At 73.1% G+C, this 25,206-nt stretch carries 15 protein-coding genes; 8 read left to right on the plus strand and 7 right to left on the minus strand.

The features are described 5' to 3' along the window. Nucleotides 1-121: 121 nt before the first annotated feature. The 4 genes from HHX33_RS14050 to HHX33_RS14065 all read right to left on the minus strand — a co-directional run bounded on the left by HHX33_RS14050 (nt 122) and on the right by HHX33_RS14065 (nt 7,403). Nucleotides 122-3,682 carry a WD40 repeat domain-containing serine/threonine protein kinase gene (locus tag HHX33_RS14050; protein WP_182874981.1) on the minus strand — a complete coding sequence of 1,187 codons (3,561 nt, stop codon included), beginning with the start codon at nt 3,680-3,682 and terminating at the stop codon, nt 122-124. A gap of 57 nt (nt 3,683-3,739) precedes the next feature. Continuing rightward, complete coding sequence (locus HHX33_RS14055) at nt 3,740-4,303, minus strand: carboxymuconolactone decarboxylase family protein (RefSeq protein WP_182874982.1); 564 nt, start codon at nt 4,301-4,303, stop codon at nt 3,740-3,742. A gap of 73 nt (nt 4,304-4,376) precedes the next feature. Beyond that, nucleotides 4,377-6,962 carry an ATP-binding protein gene (locus HHX33_RS14060; protein ID WP_182874983.1) on the minus strand — a complete coding sequence of 862 codons (2,586 nt, stop codon included), beginning with the start codon at nt 6,960-6,962 and terminating at the stop codon, nt 4,377-4,379. Nucleotides 6,963-7,142: 180 nt separating this feature from the next. After that, a complete protein-coding gene (locus HHX33_RS14065; RefSeq protein WP_182874984.1) occupies nt 7,143-7,403 on the minus strand; it encodes a type II toxin-antitoxin system Phd/YefM family antitoxin in 261 nt (86 codons plus the stop codon). A 269-nt stretch (nt 7,404-7,672) separates the two neighbouring features. Between HHX33_RS14065 and HHX33_RS14070 the strand changes: the two genes are divergently transcribed. From HHX33_RS14070 to HHX33_RS14090, 5 genes are read left to right on the plus strand one after another with little or no spacing between them, the layout of a single operon-like run. After that, the gene (locus HHX33_RS14070) at nt 7,673-15,505 is read left to right on the plus strand and encodes a type I polyketide synthase (protein ID WP_182874985.1); all 7,833 of its coding nucleotides are present in this window, start codon (nt 7,673-7,675) and stop codon (nt 15,503-15,505) included. Beyond that, entirely contained in the window at nt 15,502-16,533 is a 1,032-nt protein-coding gene (locus HHX33_RS14075; RefSeq protein ID WP_208868257.1) for a 3-oxoacyl-ACP synthase III family protein, read from the plus strand. Before HHX33_RS14070 ends, HHX33_RS14075 begins: the two co-directional genes overlap by 4 nt. Before the next feature lie 4 nt (nt 16,534-16,537). Continuing rightward, the gene (locus HHX33_RS14080) at nt 16,538-18,202 is read left to right on the plus strand and encodes a fatty acid CoA ligase family protein (RefSeq protein WP_220501808.1); all 1,665 of its coding nucleotides are present in this window, start codon (nt 16,538-16,540) and stop codon (nt 18,200-18,202) included. Next, a complete protein-coding gene (locus tag HHX33_RS14085; RefSeq protein WP_182874986.1) occupies nt 18,199-19,188 on the plus strand; it encodes an NAD-dependent epimerase/dehydratase family protein in 990 nt (329 codons plus the stop codon). Before HHX33_RS14080 ends, HHX33_RS14085 begins: the two co-directional genes overlap by 4 nt. Beyond that, nucleotides 19,185-20,099 carry an alpha/beta fold hydrolase gene (locus HHX33_RS14090; RefSeq protein WP_182874987.1) on the plus strand — a complete coding sequence of 305 codons (915 nt, stop codon included), beginning with the start codon at nt 19,185-19,187 and terminating at the stop codon, nt 20,097-20,099. The genes HHX33_RS14085 and HHX33_RS14090 overlap by 4 nt, the downstream gene beginning before the upstream one ends. Before the next feature lie 61 nt (nt 20,100-20,160). On the opposite strand, the gene HHX33_RS14095 is transcribed toward HHX33_RS14090, so the two are convergent. Then, the gene (locus HHX33_RS14095) at nt 20,161-20,712 is read right to left on the minus strand and encodes a TetR/AcrR family transcriptional regulator (RefSeq protein WP_182874988.1); all 552 of its coding nucleotides are present in this window, start codon (nt 20,710-20,712) and stop codon (nt 20,161-20,163) included. Nucleotides 20,713-21,048: 336 nt separating this feature from the next. Here HHX33_RS14095 and HHX33_RS14100 point away from each other — a divergent pair, with 336 nt between their 5' ends. Both HHX33_RS14100 and HHX33_RS14105 read left to right on the plus strand, forming a co-directional pair. Continuing rightward, nucleotides 21,049-21,414, plus strand: a complete 366-nt coding sequence (locus HHX33_RS14100) for a DUF1330 domain-containing protein (protein ID WP_111699153.1) — start codon at nt 21,049-21,051, stop codon at nt 21,412-21,414. A gap of 124 nt (nt 21,415-21,538) precedes the next feature. Then, entirely contained in the window at nt 21,539-22,417 is an 879-nt protein-coding gene (locus tag HHX33_RS14105) for an alpha/beta fold hydrolase (protein ID WP_182874989.1), read from the plus strand. An 84-nt stretch (nt 22,418-22,501) separates the two neighbouring features. On the opposite strand, the gene HHX33_RS14110 is transcribed toward HHX33_RS14105, so the two are convergent. Together HHX33_RS14110 and HHX33_RS14115 are read right to left on the minus strand one after the other, a co-directional pair. Beyond that, nucleotides 22,502-23,515: a PaaX family transcriptional regulator C-terminal domain-containing protein gene (locus HHX33_RS14110; protein ID WP_182875156.1), complete on the minus strand. Its 1,014-nt coding sequence runs from the start codon at nt 23,513-23,515 to the stop codon at nt 22,502-22,504. A 61-nt stretch (nt 23,516-23,576) separates the two neighbouring features. Beyond that, on the minus strand, nt 23,577-24,242 hold the full coding sequence (locus HHX33_RS14115) for a TetR/AcrR family transcriptional regulator (protein ID WP_259402448.1): 666 nt from the start codon (nt 24,240-24,242) through the stop codon (nt 23,577-23,579). Nucleotides 24,243-24,400: 158 nt separating this feature from the next. On the opposite strand from HHX33_RS14115, the gene HHX33_RS14120 reads away from it, so the two are divergent. Continuing rightward, a complete protein-coding gene (locus HHX33_RS14120) occupies nt 24,401-25,150 on the plus strand; it encodes an SDR family NAD(P)-dependent oxidoreductase (protein WP_182874990.1) in 750 nt (249 codons plus the stop codon). The last annotated feature ends 56 nt before the right edge of the window (nt 25,151-25,206 follow it).

Genomic DNA, 25,206 nt, shown 5'->3' on the forward strand with positions numbered 1-25,206 from the left:
GGTCTACGACCTCACACGGTGTCAGGGTCAACCCTGCCCCAGCGGGCAGAGACAGGCGTTCGCCGGGGAGAGCTCCACAAGCGACCTCCCGCGCGTGGCTCTGTCCGGTGGGGGCCACGTGTCAGGGAGTGCAGACCTGCTGGTAGTCGAGCTCCGCTCCGACGTGTTCGCGCCATTCCTGCTGGGTGAGCGGGCGCCCCGCTCGTTCGCACACGGCGGGGACGGCCTTCGCGGGGTCGGCGGGCAGATCCTGGGACGCGCCGTCGTGCCCCACCACGCGAAGGAGTGCGCCGTCGGCCGTGAAGGCGAGCGCGGGTGTGGGCCCGTCCATCACGCTCGAATCGAACCCGCCGGTGGTCACCGTCCAACTGCCGCCGAGCCGGCTGCCCGCGACCGTGTCGAACATTGTCACCCTGGTGTCGTGGGCGACGGCCAGGATTCGCCCGTCGGGAGAGAACGTGACCCCCAGCACGTCTCCCGGCACCCTGAACACCTGACCCGTCGTACGCCAGGAGCGGGTGTCCCACAGGGCCACCGCCCTGCTCCCGTACGGCGAGGCGGCCAGCGGGCCCCTCGGCGCGAACGTCATCCACCTCCTCGCGAGCGTGCCGGGGCCTTCGGCCGGGTCGAGCACCTTACGGGCGACGAGGTCGATGACGTCGGCGCCGCCCTGGTCGGCGGTCACCAGGTATCTGCTGTCGGAACTGAAGGACAGGGCGCCTCCCGCGACGTCGCCGAACCGCATGACCTGCTCGCGTCGCGCGAGGTCGACGATGACGACGGTGCCCTGGCCGTAGTAGTCGTTGGGCAGGGCGTGGCTGACGGCGAGCAGGCGGCCGTCGGGGCTGATCCGCATGTCCGACCTGTCGTGCTCGTGGGTCAGGGGCACCTCGCCCAGCCTGCGCCCGGACGCCGCGTCCCAGATCGTGGGGCCGGCCAGGCCGTCGGGGTGCAGAGTGACCACGGTGCGCCCGTCGGGACCGACCCGCATGATCAGTCCCTTCCCGCCTGCCCCGATACGTCCAGTCTCTCGGAAGCCGGGCACCGACCATCGCCGTACGGTGTCGCCGGTCAGGGCGAACAACGCGTCTCCCGATGCGGTGAACCGCGCCTGCCGAGCGCCGGGAGGCAGGACGCGCCGGGGACCCGTCAGCCGGCCGACGTCGTAGGCGGTCACCCGTCCGGCGTCGTCCAGGATGCTCAGCGTGCGGTTTCCGGAGTCGAGCCGCGGAGATCCGACGATCTCGGAGGCGACGGTGAGCCGGAGGATCGGGGCCGCGTCCTCAAGCCGCCACAGCGTGAGGTGTCCACCCGCGGAGTCGTCGTAAGTGATCAGGAAGCGGCCGTCCGGGCCGAAGACGGCGTCGGTGGAGAGCCCGGGGAGGACGCGCCGGTCCCATCTGCCGGTGGACAGGTTCCAGAGCCTCGTCCCGGTGCCCTGCACGGCGGCCAGCGCGCCGTCGGGGCTGAAGGCGAGCACGGCCCCCGCCCGGCCGGGCGGAAGTCGCTTGCCCGCCGGCGTCCCCCCGCCGGGGAACGTCCGCAGCGCTCCGTCGACGACGCCGAATCCGTCGCCCGGTCCGAGCAGCGCGCCGCCAAGGTATCCGTACCGCTTCTCCGGCTTCTCCGGCGCCCGCCGCGCCACCTTCCACAGCGCGGTGTACGGCCCGCCGATGTTGTCCCGGACGACTATGTAGCCCCCGCCCGGGCTGAACTCCACACTGTCCGGACGGCCGGCGTCGCCGATCATCTCCTTCGGCCCCCACCGGCCCCCGCCGAGCCGCCTGCCGGTCCGGAGGCTCCACAGCTCCATCGTCTTGCCCCGCGCGAGCGCCAGTGTGTCGCCGTCCGGGCCCAGCGCGGCGGTGGCGGGCGCCTCGCCGATCCCGGCGAAGGTCCTGACCGGCCGTCCGGTCGCCACGTTGTAGGCCGTCACCCGGCCGGCGCCGGCGCTGACCAGCGTCCGCCCGTCGGGGCTCAGCGTGCGTCCCTCGTTGGCCGGGGCGGGGTCCGTGAAGACCGACCGCTCCCGCTGGGCGAGTGAGCTCAGCACCGCCGATCCGGCCTCGGGGACCGGCGCGATGCGGTAGGCGGCCACGCTGAGCAGCATCGCCTTCACCGGGTCGGCCTCGCGCAGCGCGTCCGCCTGCAGCGCCACCCGCCGGGCCGTGGCCCGCGCCCGCTCGTCGGCCAGGCGGCCGCCGGTCTCGTCGCTCCTGACCGACTGCTGCCAGGCGAAGGCGCCGGCCGTGAGCGAGGTGACCAGCAGGACCGCGAGGCCCGTGGTGGTCAGGCGGCGCCGCCTCGTCCGCCGCACCGACCCGGACCTGCTCGCCTCGACGAACGTCCGCTCCGTGGTGTTGAGGGTCAGGTGCGTGGCGGCGGTCCACTCCAGCGCCTGACGCAGGGCGGTGCCGTGGAGGAGGTCCTCCGGGCGGCGGCCGTTCCGCGCCCACCGCCGGGCGGCTTCGCCCAGCTCGCGGTGGCGGCCGAGCGCGTCGCGGTCGCCGGTCACCCATTCGCGCAGCCTGGGCCAGGCGTACAGCAGAGCGGCGTTGCGCAGCGCGACCGTGTCCCCCTGCCGGCGTACCACCTCGGCCTGCTCGAACGCGGCGAGCACCGGCTCGGCGTGCCGTACCTCGATCAGCTCGTCCAAGGCCGCGCTGCGCGGCGTTTCGTCGTGGTCGCGGACGTCCACCAGCCGCAGCAGCAGATCCCGCGCCGCCTGACGCTCGGACGGCGTCAGCCCGGCGTAGCACCGCTCGGCCACCGCGCCCAACGCCGGCTCGCCGCCCGGCCCCGCGCCCGGGGGCCGTACGTCGGCGGCGGCCCGGGCGCCCTCGGCCAGCGTGACGCGCCCGCCACCGCTGCCACCACTGCCACCACTGAGCAGCGCCAGCAGCAGGCGCCGCGCCGACGGACGCGCGGACGGGTCCTTCGACAGCCCGGCCCGGACGAGCTCGCGCAGCCCTTCCGGCAGGACGTCGACGTCGGGGTCGTGGTTGAGCAGGCGGTTGACGACCGCGAACGTCGTCGGGGCGGTGAACGCGTCGCGTCCCGTCGCGGCGAACAGGACCACCGCGCCCCAGGCGAACACGTCCGCCGCCGGCTCGGCGCGTCCTCCCGAGAACAGCTCCGGCGCCATGTACGTGGGCGTGCCGGCCAGCTCCCCCAGCGAGGTCAGCGACAGGCCCGCCGCCCGGGCGATGCCGAAGTCGATCACTCGTGGCCCGTCGGGGCCCAGCAGGACGTTCTCCGGCTTCAGGTCACGGTGCACCACGTCCGCCTGGTGGATGGCGGCCAACGCGGTGGCCACGCCCAGCGCCAGCCGGTGCAGCCGGTCTCCCGAGAGCGGAGCCTCCTCCCGCACCGCCGTACGCAGACTCGGGCCGGGGACGAACTCGGTGACGATGTAGGGGCGCTCGCCGTCGAGGTCGTGATCCAGGATGCGTGCCGTGCAGAACGACGCCACCTGCCGCGCCGCGGTGACCTCCCGGGTGAAGCGGCGGCGCAGGGGAGAGTCGCCGGACAGGTAGGCGTGCAGGACCTTGACCGCCACGCGGTTGGCCGCCTCGTCGTAGCCCTCGTAGACGACACCCTGACCGCCCGAGCCGAGCCTGCTCGCCAGCCGGTAGGGGCCCAGCCTCTCCGGGTCCCCCGGGCGCAGCGCGTCTGCCGTCATGGTGTCTTGGACGGCGGATCCCCGAACCTGGTTCGACAGCGACAGGGCGTTGCCATATCAGAAGGTCTCGGCGGTTCCTCCGAAAGCCGCCCGGACACCCGCCGGCAGCCCGTCGAAGACCGGATCGGGGACGGCGCCGACGGCGGAGAGGACACCGCTGAAGAACCGGCGCAGGCAGACGGCGAGGACGATCTGGAGGATGTCGGCATCGGCCAGTCCGTGCCCGCGCAGGACCGCGACGTCTCCCTCGGTCACACCCGTGGGATCCCGGGCGACGCGGTCCGCGAAGTCCATCACCGCGACGTCCACCGGCGCCAGCCCCGCATCGCGGCGGTCGGTCATGATCGACCGCAACTCCGTGTCGTCGTAGAACCGTTCGAGCAGCACGGCCGCGTGCGCGAGACCGCAGTACGAGGAACCGAGGCGGCGGGCGGCCGTCAGCGTGACCAGTTCGTACCGGCGCAGGTCCATGCCCGCCCTGACCTCCTCCGCCAGGCGCAGCCACGCGCCGTACACCTCGGGCCGCAGCGCCAGCACCCTCAGGTAGTTGGGCACGTACCCCCGGGCGGATCGCTCGGCCTCGTAGAGGGGTGATTCGTCAGGTGTGCCGAGATAGCTCATGTCTCCCCCTTGGGACGGCGTCTTCGCGCGGAACGGTAGGTCCTCGCGACGATCCGCGACTGGGGAGAACTGCCTAACTTGCGGGCTTCCCGGCCAGGTCCAGCCGGTGCGCCACCGCGGCCGCCTGGCCCCTGGTGGCCACGCCGAGCTTGTCCAGCAACGCGGAGACGTGGTGATCGACGGTCTTGACCGACAACGACAGGCGCGCGGCCATCTCGGCGTTGGACAGCCCTTCGGCCACCAGTGCGAGCACCTCCGCCTGCCGCGGCGTGAGGCCGGCGGGGTGGGCGGCCGTCGTCCGGCGAGGGCCGCGCGGCACCCGGGTGAGGCCTCGCCCTCTCAGGTCGGCCCGCACCCTGTCCGCCACCCGGGTGGCCCCCAGCCCGTCCAGGACCCGCAGGGCCTCGGCCGCGGCGTCCCGGTCACCGCCCGCCAGCGCCTCGACGCGCGCGTACGCGGCCCCGCGCCGGGCCCACTCCGCGGCCGCGCCCGCCCAGTCTCCGTCGATCATCATCTGCCACGGCCCGGCTTCCACACGGGGTAACCCGGTCTCCCCGGTCCGCCACAGCCGGTAGGTCAGCTCACCGGCGTACACCGGATGACGGGCCCGGACGGCCAGGTCCAGGCCGTACCGGGCCTCCTCGGCGGCACGCCCGACGTCGCCGTACAGCAGGAAGTACTCCGAACGGGCCGCCGCCACCGGGCAGACCCGCTGCACCTCGCCGGTGCGCTCGGCCTGGCGGGCGGCCTCGTCGAGCGTGGCCCGCGCCTCGCGTTCGCCACGGGCCGCCTGGATCCGGCCCCGCGCCAGCAGTGCGGGCACCACGGCGACCCCGTCCCGGACCGGCCGGTCCAGCGCGGCGTCCGCGTCGGCCAGAGCGCCCGCCCAGTCACAACGCGTCAGCCGCACCCCCGCCCGCACGCCGAGCAGGTACTGGAGGTAGCCGTCGAGGTCCTGCCGGGTGACGTACGCCAGCGCGCGCTCGACCGCCGGTGCGGCGGCTTCGTACTCGGCCAGCTGCACCAGCGTGGTCGCCAGGTTGACGAGCGCCCGGGCCGCGTGATCGGCCAGCCCGAGGGCCGCGGCACGCTCGTGCGCCTCCCGCAGCGCCGCCGCCGCGGCCGCGTCACCGCCCACGAGCCGGGCGGTGCTCACGTTGATCTCGGCGTGGAGGGAGGTCTCCACGTCCCCCAGCCGGACGGCCAGCGTTCGCGCCCGCTCGCCCCACGAAACCGCCGCCTCCCGCTCCCCCGCGAGCATGTGCAACTGGGACCGGTTGCTGTAGGCCATGGCCAGCGGCCGGCCCGGCGGCTCGGTCTCCAGAAGGGTCACCGCTCGCTCGGCCGCCTCCCAGGCCTGCCGCGCGTCCCCCGCCCACCAGGCGAGCCGGGAGATCCAGCGCAGGTTCTCCCCGGCCGGTCCGGGCTGCCCCAGATCCTCGCGTACGGCCAGCGCCGCCCGCCGGGCCCGCAACCCCTCCTCGGCCAGCCCGGCCAGGTACGCCTGCAAGGCGTACGCCTCCAGCAGCTCGGCTCGCCGCGCGGCCGGCACCCTGTCGGCGTACCCGGCGGCCGCCCGGTAGTGCGCCGTCGCCTCCCGATGGGCGCCCTGCCGGGCGGCGCCGGCCCCGGCGACCTGTCCGTACCGCAGGACGGCGGCCTCGTCCCCCGCCCGCGTCGCGTGGTGGACCAGACGGCCCGGGTCCACCCCTGCGATCCCGGACAGCGTGCCCAGCACCCGCCGGTGCAGCGCGGCGCGGCGCGCGGGTGACAGCGACTCCTCCACCGCGCCGCGCAGCAGCTCGTGGCGGTACGACACACCGTCACCGGACGGCACGAGCACCCCCGCGTCGACGCACGCGTCGACCAGGTCCGGCACCTCCGCCACGACGGCGGCGTCGGCGCGGGTGGGGATCACCGACACCAGGTGGGCCAGCTCCCGGGCGGGCCGGGGCAGCAACCGCAGCCGGTCCAGGACCAGGTCCCGCACCGTGACCGGAACCGCCCGCCCCTCCGCCTTCAACAGCTCGGTCACCAGCAGCGGATTGCCGCCGGACAACCGGTGGACCGGCTCCGGATCGCGCCCGGTCAGGCGTGCCTGCTCCGCCACGCACTCCCGCGACAGCGGCGGCAGCGACACGCGCCGCGTGATCGCGCTGGGCAGGGTCGCGAGGGCGCCGCGCAGCGGGTGCTCGGCGCCCACCTCGTCGTCGCGGTAGGTCACCACGAACAGGACCGGCGTGCGGCCGATCCGCCGGGCCGACCAGGTCAGCCAGTCGAGTGTGGCCTCGTCGGCCCAGTGGGCGTCCTCCACGACGACGACCGGGCGCGGGCGCTGCGCGGGGCCGGAGATCTCGTCCAGAAACGCCGTGAAGAGCTCCTCCTGCGAGGCACCGGTGTTCAGCCGCTCGGCCAGTGCGCCTCCGGTCTGGCGGCCGATGTCGTGCAGGGGACCAAGCGCCCGCGGAGTGATCAGCCGATCACAACCGCCCCAGAGCACCCACGCCGCCGGCCCGCACCGCCGGGCACACTCGGTAACGAGCACGGACTTGCCGATCCCGGCCTCGCCCGCCACCACCGCCACGCGACCGCCGTGGGCGGTCGCCCGCAGCAGATCGCCGAGGAGCTCCAGTTGCCCGGAGCGCTCCCACAGCTCCATGCGAACCTCCGGCAGGAGACGTCGGCGTTGGAGTCGTCGAGTCAGCGGGGAACGACCTGAGCGCGCACACCGGGAAGATCGTCGAACGCGGCCGAGGAATCCATCGTGATCACAGTTCTCGCACCGTGTCCACGGACGCCTTGCCTCGCTCGGCCGCGATCAGGACCCCGGTGCCCAGAATCAGGCGTCGGGCCACGTGGCCCTCATCTCGTCACGGACCATCTCACGGGCCGCCGCCACGTCGGTCTCGAAATCGTCGTCCAGGCTCCTCGCGCTTCTCGCCAGAAACGCCTTCACCATAGGACCTGGCGCCGTGGGGGCAGGACCGATCACAGCGATCTGCCTTCCACCACGGGTGACCACGATCGTCTCTCCACGCTCAGCCTCGTCCAGAACGGTCGCGAAGCTCCGGGACGCCTCAGTGGCAGTCATCACCTTCATTCAATCAGATTCTGATTCAGCCGCCGATTGTCCTGGCCTGAACGACGGGCGGGTACGGGCCGCAATGGTTTTGGCCATTCCTCGCACAACATCATTCTTCCGGACAAATACGGAGTGTACCTAGGCACATACCACCAGTTGTGGTGACATGGTGACGAATCCGCCTGGCCTGTGTCAGGTGCGCACGTCAGACACGGTGGACCCTGGCCGAGACAGCGAGCCGACCGGCGAAGTGCCGAGTCGTGGTGGACCTGAGCAGGAAGGGCGACATGAGCGCGGACGACCCGACAGCGGAACAGGCCTGGCCGGAGCACGCGGTGGCGGTGGTGGGCGTGGGATGCCGCCTGCCCGGTGGGATCGTGGACCTGGACGGGCTGTGGCAGGCGCTGCGGCAGGGCGCCGATCTGGTCGGCCGGATTCCGCCCAGCAGGTTCGAGGCCGATCGGTTCGTCGACGAGGTCACGCCGAGGCCGAACAGGAGTTACACCCGGGCCGGAGGCTTCCTCGACGGGGACGTCACCGCCTTCGACGCCGCCTACTTCGGCATCTCCCCCAAAGAGGCCGCCTCGATGGACCCGCAGCAGCGGCTGCTGCTGGAGATGGCGGTCGAGGCCCTGGACGACGCGGGCATCGACCCGGCGGTGCTCGCGGGCACGGACACCGGCGTGTTCGTCGGCATCTCCGATCCGGCCTACGGCACGATGCAGGCGCTGGAGCCGGGCGGCCTGGGCCCGTACTCGATGTCGGGGGGAACGCTGTCCATCGCGGCCAACCGGCTGTCGCACTTCTTCGACCTGCGCGGGCCGAGCATGAGCATCGACACCGCCTGTTCCTCGTCACTGACGGCCGTGGAGCGTGCCTGGCGGTCACTCGCGGAGGGCTCCAGCCGGGTGGCCCTGGCCGGCGGGGTCAACCTGCTGCTCAGCCCGGGCCCCTTCATCGGTTTCAGTCAGGCGTCGATGCTGTCGCCGACCGGCCGGTGCCGGGCCTTCTCCGCCGACGCCGACGGGTTCGTACGCGCGGAGGGCGGCGGTGTGGTGGTGCTCAAGCGCCTGGCCGACGCGCTCGCCGACGGGGACCGGGTCCACGGCGTCATCGTCGGCGCCGCCACCAACAACGACGGCCACACCAGAGGGCTGGCGCTGCCGAACGCCGACGCGCAGGAGGCCCTGTTACGGCAGGTGTACACCACAGCGGGCGTGAGTCCCGACGAGATCGCGTACGTGGAGGCGCACGGCACCGGCACCCAGGCCGGTGATCCGGCCGAGTGTCAGGCGCTCGGGCGGGCGCTGGGCAACCGGCGTACGCGCGGAGCCCTGCCCATCGGCTCGGTGAAGACCAACCTGGGGCACCTGGAACCCGCCTCCGGCATGCCGGGGCTGTTCAAGGCCCTGCTGGTGCTCCGGCACCGGGTGATCCCGCCCTCGCTGCACGCCGCCACGCTCAACCCCCGCATCGACTTCGACGCCCTGGGGCTGAGCGTCGCCACCGAGTCGCGGCCACTGGACGCGGCAGGCGAGCGGCCCGTGATCGGTATCAACTCCTTCGGATTCGGGGGCGCCAACGCCCATGTGGCGCTGGCCGCGCCACCCGCTCCCCTCAAAGCACCGGCCGCCCCCCGCGAGGCACCGGCACCCCCCACAGGAGCGCTGCCCGTCGTCGTGTCCGCGCGCAGCCGGCCGGCGCTGCGGGAAGCCGTGGAACGGACCGCCGCCCACCTGGCGTCACTCGACGAACGGGACTTCTACGACGTGGCCCACACCGCGACCCGGCGGCGTGGCGGCCACCGGCATCGCGCCGTGGTGCTGGCCGGCACCGCGGAGGCGGCGGCAGGGGCGCTGGCGAGCCTGGTGGACGCTTCGGAGCCGGCCGCCCCCGCGAGCGCGTCGGGTGAATCCGGTGGGCCGGGTGCGGGCAGGCGGCTCGGCGCCGGGGACGCGGCGGTGGCGGAGTCGGAGGCGGTGGAGCACGGGCGGGTGGCGTTCGCGTTCTCCGGCAACGGTTCTCAGTGGGCCGGGATGGGCGCCGACCTGCTGTCCGACGACGACTTCCGCTCGGCCGTGGAAGCGGTCGACGCCGAACTGTCCGATGCGCTCGGCTGGTCGGTGATCGAGGAGCTGTCCCTGCCCGCCGAACGGTCCCGGCTCTCGGCCACGGAAGTGGCGCAGCCGTTGCTGTTCGCCGTCCAGGTCGGCCTGGTGGAGATGCTCAAGGCGGCGGGCGTACGGCCGGGAGTGGTGCTCGGCCACAGCGTCGGCGAGGTCGCCGCCGCCCACGCCGCCGGCGCCCTGTCACTGGCCCAGGCGGCGCGGGTGATCTCCGAGCGCGGCGTCGCGCAGTCGATCACCAGGGGGCAGGGCCGGATGGCCGCGCTCGGGCTGCCCGAGACCGCGGCCAGGCAGATCCTGGCGGGCTACCCGGATCTGGAGCTCGCGGCGGTCAACTCCGACCGCGACGTCACGATCGCCGGACCGGACGGGTCGCTGAAGTCCCTGGGTGAGGACCTCTCCGCACGCAGGGTCTTCTTCCGCGAGCTGGACCTGGACTACGCCTTCCACAGCGGTGCCATGGAGCCGGCGCGGCAGCCCCTGGCCGACGGACTCGCCGGGCTGCGGCCCGGCCTTGCGCGTGTCCCCCTGGTGTCCACGGTGACGGGCGACCTGGTCCGAGGGCCGGAACTCGACGCGACGTACTGGTGGCGGAACGTCCGGGAGCCGGTCCGGTTCGCCGCGGCGGTCGAGCGGGTGCTCGGCGACGGCTTCGACGTGCTGCTGGAGATCGGCCCGCATCCCGTGCTGCGCTCGTACCTGCGCCGGATAAGCGGCTCCGCGCGGGTACGCGCGGCCGTCGTGGCCACCCTGCGCCGCGACGAGCCGGGCCCGGCGCGGGTCCGCCGAGCGGTCGCGGACCTCGTCGCGGCCGGTGCGCGGCTCGACTGGGATCGGTACTTCCCCCGTCCCGGCGCGGTGCGATCGCTGCCGGCCTACCCCTGGCAGCGCGAACGGCACTGGATCGGCGGCCCGCACACCTGGGTGCGGACCGACGTCGACCCGACGATCCAGCATCCGCTGCTCGGACAGCGGCTGCCGGTGCTGGACCCGACCTGGCAGGGGGAGATCGACCGGGTACGGGTGCCCTGGGTGGCCGATCACCGGGCCGGCGGCGCCGCCGTGATGCCGGCCACCGGATACGTGGAGATGGCCATCGCCGCGGCCCGGCTGGCCATCCCGGACACCGCCGAGGCGGTGGAGGTGGACAGGGTCGACATCAGCCGGGCCATGGTGGTGCCGTCGCAGGCCGCCGCCGATCCGGTGTACGCGCAGACGTCGCTCTGCGCCGAGACCGGAGTGGTGACCGTGGCCGGCGCCGGGCGGCAGGCCGAGCAGCCGCGCGAGCACTTCCGGGCCCGGGTGCGGCCGCTGCTGCGCCGGATCCCGCCGCCGCTGGACGTGGCCGCGCTGCGCGCCCGCATCCGCACGCGCGTGGACGTGCCCGGCTACTACGCGCGGGCCGCCGAAGGACAGATGGTGTGGGGGCCGGAGTTCCAGGTCCTGACCGAGCTGTGGATGGGCGAGCGGGAGGTGCTGGGCGCCTACTCGTGCCCGGAGCAGGGACAGGGGCGCTACCAGATGCATCCGGTGGTGCTGGACAGCGCGCTGCAGGCCGGCGTGCTGTGGCTGGTGGAGTCGCTGCGCTCGGGCCGCGGCTACATGCCCGCCGCGATCGGCTCCGTCCGCCTGTGGGGAAGGCCCTCGGCGCGAGGGCTGGTGTACGTGCGGGAACGCTCCAGCAGTGCCGAGGAGGTCTGCTGGGACCTGGTGGTCGCCGACGACGACGGCCGGATCGCCGCCGAGGTGGAGGGCTGCCGGCTCCGCCGGATGCCCGGCGTCCACATCACTCCGGTCACCCGGTACGAGACGGCGCTGCGGGCCGCGCCCCGGGCCGGCTCCCCCGCCGAGCCGTGGCCGGCGCCCGGCCCCGGGGAGATCCTGTCCGGCGCGGCCGAGCGGATCGACCGGCTGCGCTCGGCGTGGCACGAGCTGGACTACCCGCGGTACGCGGCGCGGCTCGAAGAGGTCTTCGCCCGTACGCTGGCCGGCGCGCTCGGCGAGCTGAGCACCCAGCCGAGCACCGAGCTGAGCACCGAGCCGAGCACCGAGCCGAGCGCGCGGCCGGCCGACGGGCGGCCGGTCGGCGTCGAGGAACTGATCGAGGCGTGCCCGGAGGCGCACCACCGGCGGATGCTGCGTGCGGCCCTGCCGCTGCTGGAGCGGCACGGACTGCTGGAGCGCGAGGGCGGCCTCCGCCTGACGCCGGCGGGCGGGGACCCGCGCGAGCCGCACGGCGACCTCCCCCGGGGTCCCAGCCGGGACCCCAACCATGACCTGCACCGTGACCTGCACCGTGACCTGCACCGGAACCTGGTCCGGGATCTGCACCGGGACCTCCTCACCCGGGGAGCCGCCTTCGCCGCCCAGAGCGCCCTGTCCGTACGGGCCGGGCGGTGCCTGCCCGAACTGCTCACGGGCCGGCTCGCCGCCTCCGAGGTCCTGGGCTCCGGCGGCGGTCAGGAACTGCTGGAACAGTTCCACGACGTCGGGCCGGTCAACCTGTTCACCAACCGGATCGCCCGGGCACTGGTCGAGCAGATCGTCCGGCGCTGGCCGGCCGACCGGCCGCTGCGTGTCCTGGAAGCCGGTGCGGGGACCGGCGGCACCACCGCCATGCTGCTGCCCGTCCTGCCCGCCGACCGCACCCGCTACCTCGTCACCGACCGGGCCGAAGCGGCGTTGCCCCGGTTGCGGCAGCGCTTCGCCGGCTTCGACTTCGTCGACTACGCCGTACTCGACCTGGACTCCGACCCGGCCGGGCAGGGTCTGGCCGCGGGCGGATTCGATCTCGTGGTCGCGGCGAACAGCCTGCACCTGGCCCGTGACCTGCCCGCCGCGCTGCACCACCTGTCCACCCTCCTGGTGCCCGGCGGCCAGTTGCTCATCGCCGAACCGCACCGGGTGGGGACCCTGCTGCCGTTCCTCGGCGTGCAGGAGGAGTTCTGGGACTTCACCGACCGGCACCTGCGCCCGCACTCACCGCTGCTGTCCCGGGAGCAATGGCCGGAGGTGCTGGCGGAGGCCGGTTACACCGAGGTCGTCCAGACCGGCGACGACGACGAACTCGCGGCCGGCGACTTCTCGGTGACGCTGGCCACCGCCAAGGGCGCCCCGGCCACCGCTGAAAACGCTCCGGCCACCGCTGGAGACGCCCCGGCCACCGTGCACGCCGTGCCGGACGCCTCCGGCACGTGGATCCTCGCCGGTGAGGACGGGACCGGCGCGCTGACCGCCGAGCTGGGCGCGCTGCTGCGAACCCGTGGGGGCGACGTGCTCCACTCTGCGCTCAGTGACGACCCCGACCACTGGACCGACCGCTTCCCGCTCACCGCCGGGACGGTCACCATCGCGGTCGTCCTGGGCGGAGCCGACGACGCCGAGCCTGCGGCGACCATTGGCACCGAGCCGAAGGCGACCATCGACACCGAGCCGAATGCGGCGGTCGAGCGGATCACCCGGCGGGCCGCGGCGCTGCGGGCCGTCGCGCTGGCCTGCGAGCAACTGCCCGAGCACGTCGCGGTCACGGTGTGGCTGGTCGCCCGTCCCTGCGGCGCGTTGCCGGAACCTCGCCTCACCGGCGTCCGGCTCCATCCCGAGGACGCGGCGACCTGGGGGACGACGCGTTCGCTGGGCAACGAGCAGCCGCGGCCGGCGATACGCCGGCTCTGCCTGCATCCCACCGGTGACGCCGCGCAGGACGCCGGCCGCCTGGCGGCGGAACTGCTCGCCCCGGACGAGGAGGACGAGATCCTGCTCACCCGCCGGGGACGTTTCGTGCCGCGGCTGCTGGAGCCGGGCGAGCCCGGCCGGGGTGTGGCCAACGGCTCGGGCGACGCCTACCGGCTCAAGGTGTGCGATCCGGGGCTGTCGTACACGCTGGCCTGGGAGGAGATCCCTGTCCCGGAGCCCGAGCCCGACGAGCTCGTGGTCGAGGTGCGGGCGATCGGGCTGAACTACCGCGACGTGATGCACGCGGTGAACCTGCTGCCCGCCGAGGCCGTCGAAGCGGTCTTCGGCGGGCACGGACTGGGCCTGGAATGCGCCGGGATCGTCACCGCGGTCGGCGCCGCTGTCACCGGGACGCGGCCGGGCGACCGGGTCATGGCCGCGGGACCGGTCGGATTCGCCAGTCACGCGAGGGTCAAGGCGTGGGCGGCCGTCCCCGTCCCCGAGGGGATGACCTTCACCGAGGCCGCCACGATGCCGATGGCGTTCTCCACCGCGCATCATTCGCTGGGCTACTGCGCGCGGGTCAGGGCGGGCGAGACGATCCTGGTCCACGGCGGCGCCGGTGGGGTCGGCCTGGCCGCGCTGCAGTACGCCCGGCACCACGGCGCCCGCGTGATCGCGACCGCCGGCACGGCCGCCAAACGCGACCTGCTGCTCGCGATGGGAGCCGACCACGTCCTCGACTCGCGCAGCCTGCACTTCGCCGAGCAGGTCAGGGAACTGACCGGGGGCCAGGGCGTGGACATCGTGCTCAACTCGCTGGCCGGTGAGGCCATCACCCGGGGTGTCGAATGCCTGCGGCACGGCGGCCGGTTCGTCGAGCTCGGCAAACGGGACATCTACCAGAACAGGTCCCTGCTGCTGCGCCCGTTCTCCGACAACATCGCGTTCTACGGCGTGGACATCGGCACCCTGATGTGGAAGGCGCCCGAGCTGATGGCGGACAGCACGTCGCAGGCCGCTCCCCTCTACCACTCCCGGCGGTTCCGGCCGCTGCCGCACACGGTGTTCCCGGCCGCCCGCGTCGCCGACGCCTTCGCCATGATGCGCCATTCCCGGCATATCGGAAAAGTCGTGGTGTCCTTCGACCCACGCGACGAACCGGTCACCGTACGGCCCCAGCGGACGGCGCCGCGCCTGGACCCGGAGGGAACCTACCTGGTCACGGGCGGCCTGGGCGGCTTCGGCGCGGCGACGGCCCGCCGCCTCGCCCAGTGGGGCGCCCGCCACCTGGCCCTGGTCGGCCGCCGGGGCGCCGAGGCGCCCGAGGCGCCCGCTCTGCTGGCGGAACTGGAGGCGGCGGGAGTGGAGGTCCGCGCGTACGCGGCCGACGTGGCCGACCGCGACGCCGTACGGCGGATCCTGCGCGACCTGGACGCCGGCGGCCGTCCGCTGCGCGGCGTCGTCCACGCGGCCATGCATCTCGACGACGGCCTGCTCGCCGACCTCGGCGACGACCGGATCCGGGCGGTCCTGCACCCCAAGGTCGCCGGCGCGACGGTGCTGGACGAACTGACCCGGGACCTCCCCCTCGACCTGTTCGTCATGTACTCCTCCCTCACCACCGTCGGAAACATCGGCCAGACCTCGTACGTCGCCGCGAACCTGTTCCTGGAGGCGCTGGCCCGGCGGCGGAACCGGGAGGGCCTGCCCGGCCTCACGGCCTGCCTGGGCGCGCTCGCGGAGACCGGGGTGCTGACCCGGGGCAGGCAGGGAGAGTCGCTGGCCAAGGCCGGGATCCCGCCGATGTCGCCCGCCCGGGCGCTGGACGCCGTGGGGGACATGCTCGGCGAGCACGCCGACGTCGCCATGGTCGGCCGCTGCGACTGGGGCCGGTTGCGGCAGGTCCTGCCCGGCCTGCGGCGTCCGTGGCTGTCGCTGGTGTTGCCGCCCGGCACGGAGGAGCCGGGGCCCGACCTGCCGTCGCTGCTGGCGGAGATGAGCCACGAGCAGGGGTACGCGTACCTCACCGAGCAGATCACCCGGTTGCTGTCCACCGTCATGCTCGTCCCGGCCGACCAGATCGCGAGCGACCGGCGGCTGGACGAGTACGGCCTGGACTCACTGATGGCCACCGAACTGCTGACCTCCATCCGCGGCCGGTTCGGCATCGACATCCCGCCCATGGAGCTGATGCGCGGCGGCGGCACCGTCGCCGACATCGCGCACAGCGTCCTCGTCCGCCTCGGCCCGCGCCGTGAAGAGCCGCCCGCCGGTGCGGGCCCCATACCGGCGGGCCGGCCTGAAGCGAACGAGAGGTGAGGACCGCAGTGACCCAGTCGCACACCCGGTTGGCGGGGGTGGCCGCCCATCTGCCGGAGACCACACTGAGCACGGCCGAGCTGGAAGACCGGCTCGCCGAGCGCAACCCCACCCTGGACCTGCCCCGGGGACTGATCCACGAGCACAGCGGAGTACGGCGCCGGCACATCGCCCTCCCCCACGAGAAACCGTCCGACCTGGCGGCGCACGCCGCCCGCCGGGTCCTGGAGGACAACGACCTGCGGGCCGCCGACCTCGATCTGCTCATCTACGCGGGAGTGTCGTCCGACGCGGTGGAGCCGGCCACGGGACACATCGTGGCCGCCAAGATCGGCGCCTGCTGCCCGGTGTTCGACGTGCGCAACGCCTGCAACAGCGTGCTGAACGCCATCCAGGTGGCCGACGCGCTGATCTCCGCCGGCCGTCACCGGCGGGTCCTCGTCTGCTGCGGAGAGCTGCCCACCGCCGGCACACCGTGGACGGTGGCGAGTGCCGAGGAGTACGTCACCGTCGCCGCGTCCTACACCGTCTCCGACGCCGGCGCCGCGCTGCTGCTGGAGGCCGGCTCCGAACCGGGGGTGCTCGCCCACCGGTTCTCCGCGTACTCCGCCGGGTGGGAGGCGGCGGTCTCCGCTGTGGACAACCTGACCACCGACCCGTGGGCGGGCCGGCCCACCATCGGGCCGCTCGTCGTGGACTCCGCGGGGTTGGTGCGCGGCATCGAGAACATCGACTACGCCGTCTTCCACAAACCCCTCGCCGATCTGGGGCTGACCTGGGACGACTTCGCGGCCGTCTGCGTACACCAGGCGACGCTGCCGACGCTGTGGTGGTTCTGCGACCAGGTGCGGATACCGCAGGGCAAGGTCGTCGTCACCATCGCCCAGCACGGCAACCTCGTCGCGGCGACGCTGCTCGTGCAACTGGCGCGGGTGGTCGGGTCGGGACGGGTCCGGCGCGGCGACCTGGTCGCCCTCGTCGGCCTGGCCAGCGGGGCCAGCGCCGGAATCGTCGTCGTACGGTGGTGATCCGGTGACGACCCGGGCGACCCCTCCCACCGGCTCCGGCCCGGCCGAGCCGGTCAGCGAGCTGATCGTCCGCGCCGAGCACTGGTTCCGCGAGCAGCCCGACGTGATCGCCTGCCAGGTCGGCGGCCGCAGCCCGGCGGCCACCACCTACGGAGAGCTGTCACGGTCGGTGGACCACGCCGTCGCGGTCCTCTCCGGGGCCGGAATCCGCCCCGGCATGCGTACCGGCCTGCTGGTCCCGCCGGGCCCGGAACTGGGCGCGCTGGCCGTCGCCCTGGTACGGCTCCGCGCGGTGCCGGTGCTGGTCGATCCCGGGCTGCCGCTCTCCGCGATCAAGCGCTGTCTGCGCCAGGCGGCGCCCGAGGCCTTCGTCGCGATCCCCGCCGTACACCTGGCCAGGAGGCTGCTGGGCTGGGCCCCTGACGTCCGCGTGTCCGTCACGGTTCCCTCGCGGCGGGCCCACGGCTCGGCCTGGCCGTCCGGAGTGCCCGCACGCGGCCTTCGGCCCGGCGAGCCCTCCGCCGGGCCCGACGACCTGGCGCTGATCGCGTACACCTCCGGTTCCACCGGCCCGCCCAAGGGGGTGCCGCTGCGGCACCGGCACCTGGCCGCACAGCTCACCCTGCTGGGCGCGCTGGGCACGGTGGAACCGGGAACGCCGGTGATGTCGACGTTCGCGCCGTTCGCCCTCGGAGCGGCGGCGTTCGGGGCCACCGTGGTGATCCCCGACATGGACCCGCGGCATCCGGTGCGGGCCGACCCGGCCGCCCTGGTCGCGGACATCCGGCGCTATCGCGTGGCCGGGATGTTCGCCGCCCCCGCGCTGCTGGATCGGCTCGCACGGCACTGCGCGGCCCATGACCTGGTGCTGGACACGCTCGGCGACGTGGTGTCCGCCGGTGCGCCGCTGCCGATGCCGGTGATGGACCGCCTGCGCGGCTGCCTGCGCGACGACGCGCGGGTGGTGTCGGTGTACGGCGCCACCGAGTGCATGCCGGTCGCCGCGATCGAGAGCCGCCTGCTCGCCGAGCACGCCGCGGCCACCGCCGCCGGGGCGGGCACCTGCCTGGGCCCTCCGCTCCCGGGCACCGAGGTACGCGTCATCGCCCTCAGCGACGACCCCGTCGAACGGTGGAGTGCGGATCTGGTCGTGCCGCCCGGCGCCATCGGGGAGATCGCCGTGGCCGCCCCCACCGTCAGCGATCCCTACCTGGACGATCCGGAGGCGACCGCGCTGGCCCGGATCCGCGACGGCGACCGCGTCTGGCACCGCATGGGCGACGTCGGCCGGTTCGACGAGCAGGGACGGCTCTGGTTCGCCGGACGCAAATCGGAACGGGTCCGCACCACCGGCGGCGATTTGCACACCGACCAGGTCGAACCCGTCTTCGCCGCCGTGCCCGGGGTCCGCCGCACCGCGCTGGTCGGCGTCGGTCCCGCCGGCGCGCAGCGCCCGGTCCTGGTCGTGGAGCGCGAGCCGGGATCCCGGGACGACGCACGCGTGACGGCCGACGTCCTGGACGTGGCGGCCCGCCATCCGCACACCGCCGGGCTCCGGGACGTGCTGTTCCATCCCGGGTTCCCGGTCGACGCCCGGCACAACAGCAAGATCCGCCGGTCCGAGCTCGCCCGGTGGGCCGCGCGGCGCGTACGGCCGGTCAGGCCATGAGGGTCCTGGTGACCGGGGGCGGGGGCTTCCTGGGAGAGGCCGTCTGCCGGCGGCTGGCCGCCCGCGGTGACACCGTCCACGCCCTCCAGCGGCACCACAGCCCGGCGCTGGCGGCGCTCGGGGTCGTCCAGCACCTGACCGACGTACGCGACCGCGCGGCGGTGGCGGCCGCCGTCGCCCCGTGCGAGGCGGTCGTGCACTGCGCCGCGAAGGCCGGCGTGCACGGACGGGACCGGGACTACGAGGAGGTCAACGTGTCGGGCACGCGGAACGTGCTGGACGCCTGCGCGCGCCACGGGGCCCGCCTGGTCCACACGTCCTCGCCGAGCGTCGTCCACGACGGGCGGGACCTGGAGGGCGTGGACGAGTCCGTGCCGTACGCCCGCCGTTTTCCCGCCGCCTACCCCCGGACCAAGGCCGAAGCCGAGCGGCTCGTCCTCGCCGACGCCGCGGCCGGGCGGGTGACGGCGGTCGCGCTGCGCCCGCATCTCATCTGGGGGCCGGGAGATCCGCACTTCCTGCCCAGGCTGGTGGCGGGACGCCGTCTGCTGTGCCTGCTGGGCGAGGCCGACAAGACCGTCGACACCGTCTACGTCGACAACGCCGCCGACGCCCACCTGCTCGCTCTCGACCGGTTGCGTCCGGGCTCACCTCCGGCCGGCCGGGCCTACTTCATCGCCCAGGGCGAGCCGTGCGGTTTCGGGGAATGGCTCAACCTGCTGCTGCGCGCCGCCGGTCTGCCTCCGGTGACCCGCCGGGCGCCCGTCGGACCCGTCCTGCGGGCGGCCCGGCTGCTGGAGCGGGCTCGCCGGCTGCCGGGAACGCGGCGCCTGCCACCGCTGCTGTTCCTGGTGGAGCAGGCATCGACGGCGCACTGGTTCGACATCTCCGCGGCCCGCCGCGATCTCGGCTACCGGCCCCGGGTGAGCATGGCGGACGGACTGGCCCGGCTCACCGCCCACCTTTCCACGGAGAAGATCCGGTGACCGGATTCCCGGACTATCCGTTCGCCTCCCGGTGGTTCGCCCACCCGCGCCGTGACGGCCTGCGCCAGCACTACCTGGACGAGGGGGCGGGGCAGCCGGTGCTGTTCCTGCACGGGAACCCTTCCTGGAGCTACCTGTGGCGGCGGCCGATCCTCGCGCTGCGTGCGGAGTTCCGCTGCGTCGCCCCCGACCACATCGGCATGGGCCTGTCGGACAAGCCGGACGCCGGCCGTTACCCCTACGACCTGGCCGCCCGCGTGGACGACCTGGACGCGCTGACCGAACACCTCATCACCGGCGGAGGCGCCCCGGAACACGGGTGGACCCTCGTCCTGCACGACTGGGGCGGGCCGATCGGCATGGCCTGGGCCTGCCGCCATCCGGACCGGATCGCCCGCCTGGTCCTGCTGAACACCGCGGCCTTTCCGAACCCGCACGGCGAACGCGTACGTCCCCTGCTGCGCCTGCCGTACCGGGTGTTGCGTGACACCCGGCTGGGCACCCGCCTGTTCCTGCGCCACAACCTGTTCGCCCGCGGCGCCACCTGGCGCCCGCTGGGAGTCCGGCGCCGGATGCCCGCTCCGGTGCGTTCGGCGTTCCTGGCCCCCTACGACCGGCCCGAGCACCGTGTGGCCATCCAGCGCTTCGTCCAGGACATCCCGCTGCGCCCCGGCGACCCTTCCTGGCCGCTCCTGCGGGCCACCGGCGCGTCGCTGGCGCGGTTCGCCGACCGGCCCACACTGATCGCCTGGGGAATGGACGACCCGGTCTTCGACCGCGCCGTACTGGACGAATGGCGGCGGCGTTTCCCCGCCGCCCGGGTTCGCCGGTATCACGGCGCGGGCCACTACCTGCTCGAAGACGCCCACGCCGACCTCGTCCCCGCCATCCGCTCATTCCTGCGTGGATGATCATCAGGAGGCCCGTCTCAACCACCCCCTGAACGCCGTCCCATCGGTCACGATCGCCATGTCAGTCGGTCAGTCGAGCTGCTGCCTTTCTCGCTGCTCGCAGGATCTCTTCGGACAGAGGGGAGCCCGCCGTCGCTCGAGCGAGCAGGAGAGCGCCCACAAGGGTGGACAGGGCCGCCAGCCCGGTGTCCCCGGGAGCGATCCAGCCGGCCATGTCGCGAACTCCGGCGGCGTAGGTGTCGCGCCATTCAGGGTCTCGGGCGAAATCGCCGGCGAACCCGGCTGCCGGGCATCCGCTGCCGGGGTTGTCACGTGCTTCGGGTGCCAGGTAGGAGTCGATCAGCGACGACCACGCGGCATCGTGACCACCCTGGTCGTGGTCCAAGGCCGCCAGATACCGCAGCATGTCGGAGAAGGCCCTGGCTGTGGCCTCGTCGACGAGCGCCGCCTTGGAGGCGAATTGCTTGTAGAAGCCGCCCTGCGTCATGCCGACCGACTGCATGACGTCGGCGACGCTCACATCGCGCACCCCCTTCTCGCGGAAGAGTCGCGAGGCGGATTCCACCACACGCTTTCGATTTTCCCGTGCCTCAGCCTGTGATACTCGACTCATCTTCGATCCCTCGTCGCTTCGATTCACCAACGGGTCGGAAGCTGGATACCAGGCGTTCGGGCCGGCCTGCCGCGTGAGACGTAGATTATAGTCGCAATCTATACGCGCCGCCGCACCCCCAGAGCTCCGGGCGCGCACCCCCGGGCGCCTCCACCCGATCACTTACGAGGCGCCGTTGTGGGCAACGCCATGCCCAGACCCGCCGATCCGGCCATGGATCAACGAGAGCGACGTGAGATGCGTCACGAACCCGGCCGCACGGGACGGACCGAAAGATTATGTGCGTAATCTAAGAGTCGCTGCAGCGATCCCCAGCCACTCGACGGAAGGCTCGACATGAGCACCTACCTGATCAACCACCTCCGCATCCCCGGGGACGTCCCGAACGAAGCGGGTCTGACCTACCTCGAAGAGGTCGAGGCCACCGTGAAGCCCTACGGCGGCAAGTGGCTCGCCAACGGGGAGGTCAGCGTCGTGGAGGGAGCGTGGCCAGGCCTGGTCGTCCTCATGGAGTTCCCCGACCGCGCCGCCGCCGACCGGTGGTACAACTCGGCGGAATACCAGAAGATCCTGCCCCTGCGTGTCAACAACGCCATCTCCGATCTCGTGCTGATCGACAGCCTTCCCGCGGACTACACCGTGCGGGGATTCGCCCAGCAGGTCCGAGCGGCCATCCAGTCGGCATCCGGCTCCCCCAGCTGAGCGGCGGACAGACGCGGCCTTCGGCGTACGGCCCTGATCCGCTCGCCGGGGTCAGGGCCCGGGGCCTGTTCTCCCCGTTCGAGCACACGAGCCGGTCGGCGGCCGAGAGACAAGGGAATGACGAATGAGTTCCATCACCTCCCCCTCCCTCGCGCGGGGCAGGCATGAGATCAGCATCGAGGGCACGCGGCAGGTCTTCCATGTCGCGGGCACCGGCCCGGTGTGCCTGGTGCATTCGGGCGGTCCGGGCATCGCCTGGGAGTACCTGCGGACGCCGGCCCTGGAAGAGCACCTGACCATGGTGTACCTCGAGCCGATCGGCACAGGATCCTCCGGCCGCCTCGACGACCGCCGGGACTACCGGATCGACACCTACGCCCGGTTCGTCCATGACGTGGTCGAGCATCTGGGCGTACCCGCCGTCTTCCTGCTCGGCCATTCGCACGGCGGGTTCGTCGTCCAGCGCTACGCGCTCGATCACCCGGGTCACGTCGCCGGAGCGATCCTCTACTCCACCTCGCCGGTCACGGGCGAGGAGTTCTGGGCCGACGCGATGGCGAACATCAGCGGATTTCCGCAGCGACTCCCGCACCGGCCCGCAGCCGGCGAGATCCCCGACGCGTTCCAGCGAGCGCTGGACGCGCAGGACGACGAGGCGTACACCACGTCCCTAAGGGAGATCCTTCCGGCGTACTTCGCCGACTACTGGGCGCACAAGCAGAAACTGGAGCCGATGCGCGCCGCGCTGAACGCCTGGATCGGCCCGATGCGCGGCGAGGAACCCGTGCCGTTCGACGTGCGGGACGAACTCCGTTCGCTGGAGGTTCCCGTACTGATCATTTCCGGTGCGCACGACTTCTTCGGCGGCACTCGCTGGGCGCGCGTCGCCCATGAGAGCATCACCGGTTCCCGCCTGACGGTGCTCGAGAACAGCGGGCATATGGGCCATCTCGAGCAGCCTCAGGAGTTCGCCCGCGCCATCGTCGAGTTCGTTCGCGCCTGACCACCCGCCCTGGAAGCCGGAGACCCTTCCCCTCGTGCGACTGCCGGAACGGAGCTGTACACCGTTCCGCACCTTGTAGAAGCATCAGCCGTACGCGCTGTCGGGCCTTGCGCTCCGCGATGTTCGTGTCAACGCCCGTTTCTTGCGACCGTCTCCGGCGGCCGGGACCGAAACGCCGTTCTCCGACGCCTGGAAGTGGGTGATCCAGGACGCGGCGTCCGGCCAGTACGGGGTCGCCACCTGAACGAGCCGCGCCTCGGCGAGCGAGCCGAGAGCGGAATGGATCTCCAGCATGAGGGTCCTGGCGGCCTGGCAGGGCCACGGTTCCGGCAGGAGGTGCTCGGGGAGGTTCGGGTCGATGTCCGGAAATTTCCGCCAGGAATCCATGACCGAGGTCCGGGCCACCAGCGCCCGGGCCGCGTCGACCTCCCCGTTGCGCACGGCCACCCGCAAATCGGAGTATCGCGCGATGAAACCCTCATAAGCAGCGGCGAGACCGGCCAGATCGTAGGCGGCGGCCGGACCGTGCGGGCCGGCCTCCTCCTCGAACCGGGCGCGCGTCACCGACCAACGGCTACCTTCGACCCCGTCCAGAACGTCGTGGAGCGCTCGGGTCACCGGACCTGAATCGGATCCCGGCCGGATCCACACGCTGTCGTACAGCCGCGCGAAACCCAGCGACCCCAAAGCCTTGCGGACCGCGTGCCGCGGGGCCTGGCCTTGGCCGGACTGGGGGACCGAGAAGGAGACGGTCACCCACTCCCCGGTCCACTGCGGCGGGCGCGCGCCGAAGCTCAGGAAATGATCCATCCGGGACCGGTGCCTGGCGATCGCCGCGGGCGTGAGGTGATACACCGGCGGCCGCCCCGACCCCCGTACGGCGATCAGGCCACGCTTGGTCAGCCGGGACAACGCGGCCCGCGCGCTGGACTCGCTGATACCGAACTCCCCGAGGATCGCGACCACCGCCATCGACGGAAGATCGGCATCCGAGGAGTCGAGATACTCACCGAGCAGGGTCGTGAGCAGGTGCTGCGGAGTGGGGCCGGCCTGCGCCCGTGGGACTCCGACGTCATCCGGAGATACGACGACACTCACGCCCTCAGCTTGCCCCACCACAACGCCCTCGCCGAAATGCCGGCGCCGAGTGACGGGGGACTCATCGATACCCCCACCCCGCCCCCTGCGGATTTCGTGGTACGGCTCGCAGTGCGATGTCCACGGTGGCGTGCAAGCCTGCCCGATCGGCGCCCGCCGCGGCGTGCACCGCGTTGCCCTCGCTGACGACCATGACATAGCGGGCGAGGGCCACCGGATCGGTCCCGGTCGGCAGATCGCCCTCGTCGACCGCGCGGGCCAGGCGCTCCGCCAGCGCCCGCTCCCCCGCGAGCCGGCTGGCGGCCAGGAACTGGGCGACGCTGCCGCCGTCGCTGCCGTCGGACAGACCGCCCTGGATGGACAGGCATCCCGGCGGGCGGTCGGTCCGGGTGAGGGCGTCGGCGTTGGCGCGCAGGAACCTGGCGATCACCTGGTAAGCCGTGGGCTCCGCGAGCGCTACCCGCGCGTACGCCATGTCGGCCTCGGCGTAGCGCGCGACCGCCCGGCGGAACAGTTCCTCCTTGTTGCCGTAGGCGGCGTACAGGCTCGGCCGGTTGATGCCCATGGCCTCGGTGAGGTCGCTGAGCGAGGAGCCTTCGTAGCCCCGGCGCCAGAACACCTCCACGGCGCGGTCGAGGGCCGCGTTCGCGTCGAAGCCTCGCGGACGGCCCCGCTCCCGGGTCTTCTCCGCCATCTTCTCGTCTCCCACCTCGGTGACGCCCCTCATCCTAACCGATCAGTACAGAAATATCTGGACGCGCGCCAGGGTTCTCTATTGCGTACCGATCGATACAGAAATAGGAACGAACCCGGCTCACCCGGCCTGCCGCTTCCGCGGCGGCGCGGACTGGCCGCTCTGACGAAGTGAACGAAGGAGAAATCACCATGGGACAGCTCACCGGCAAGACCGCCCTCGTCACCGGCGCCACAGCGGGCATCGGCCTCGCCGCGGCCCGCCGCCTCGCCGCCGAGGGCGCCTACGTCTTCCTCTCCGGACGCCGGCAGGAGGCTCTCGACGCCGCCGTCGCCGAGATCGGCGAGAACGCCACCGGCGTAGCGGCCGAAGTGACCGACCTGGCCGACCTCGACCGCGTCGCCGCGTCGATCCGGGACCGCGGCGCCGGGCTGGACATCGTGTTCGCCAACGCCGGCGGCGGCGAGTTCGCCGCGCTCGGCGACATCACCTGGCAGCACTACGCCGACACCTTCAACACCAACGTCGGCGGCACCCTGTTCACCGTGCAGGCGGTGCTGCCCCTGCTCAACCGCGGTGCCTCGATCGTGGTGACCAGCTCCAACATCGACGTGAAGGGCGCGGCGGCGTTCAGCGTCTACGCCGCGAGCAAGGCGGCACTGCGCTCCTTCACCCGCAGCTGGGCGAGCGAGCTCGTGGACCGCGGCATCCGGGTCAACAGCATCGCGCCGGGGCCGATCGAGACCCCCGGCCTCAGCGGCCTCGCCCCGGACGCCGCGGGCTCACAGCACTTGCTCGAGAACCTCGCCGCGGGCGTGCCGATGAACCGGCTGGGCCGCCCGGAGGAGGTCGCCGACGCGGTCGTCTTCCTCGCCTCCGACGCCAGCACCTACATGACCGGCTCCGAGATCTACGTGGACGGCGGCGCCAGCCAGGTCTGAGCACGAACCACTACCGAAGGGACCATACGCGGTGTGCCCGAACCGCTCGCGAGCCG

This window comes from Microbispora sp. H10670 (assembly GCF_014161385.1).
In the GTDB taxonomy this organism is placed as follows: Bacteria; Actinomycetota; Actinomycetes; order Streptosporangiales; family Streptosporangiaceae; genus Microbispora; species Microbispora triticiradicis.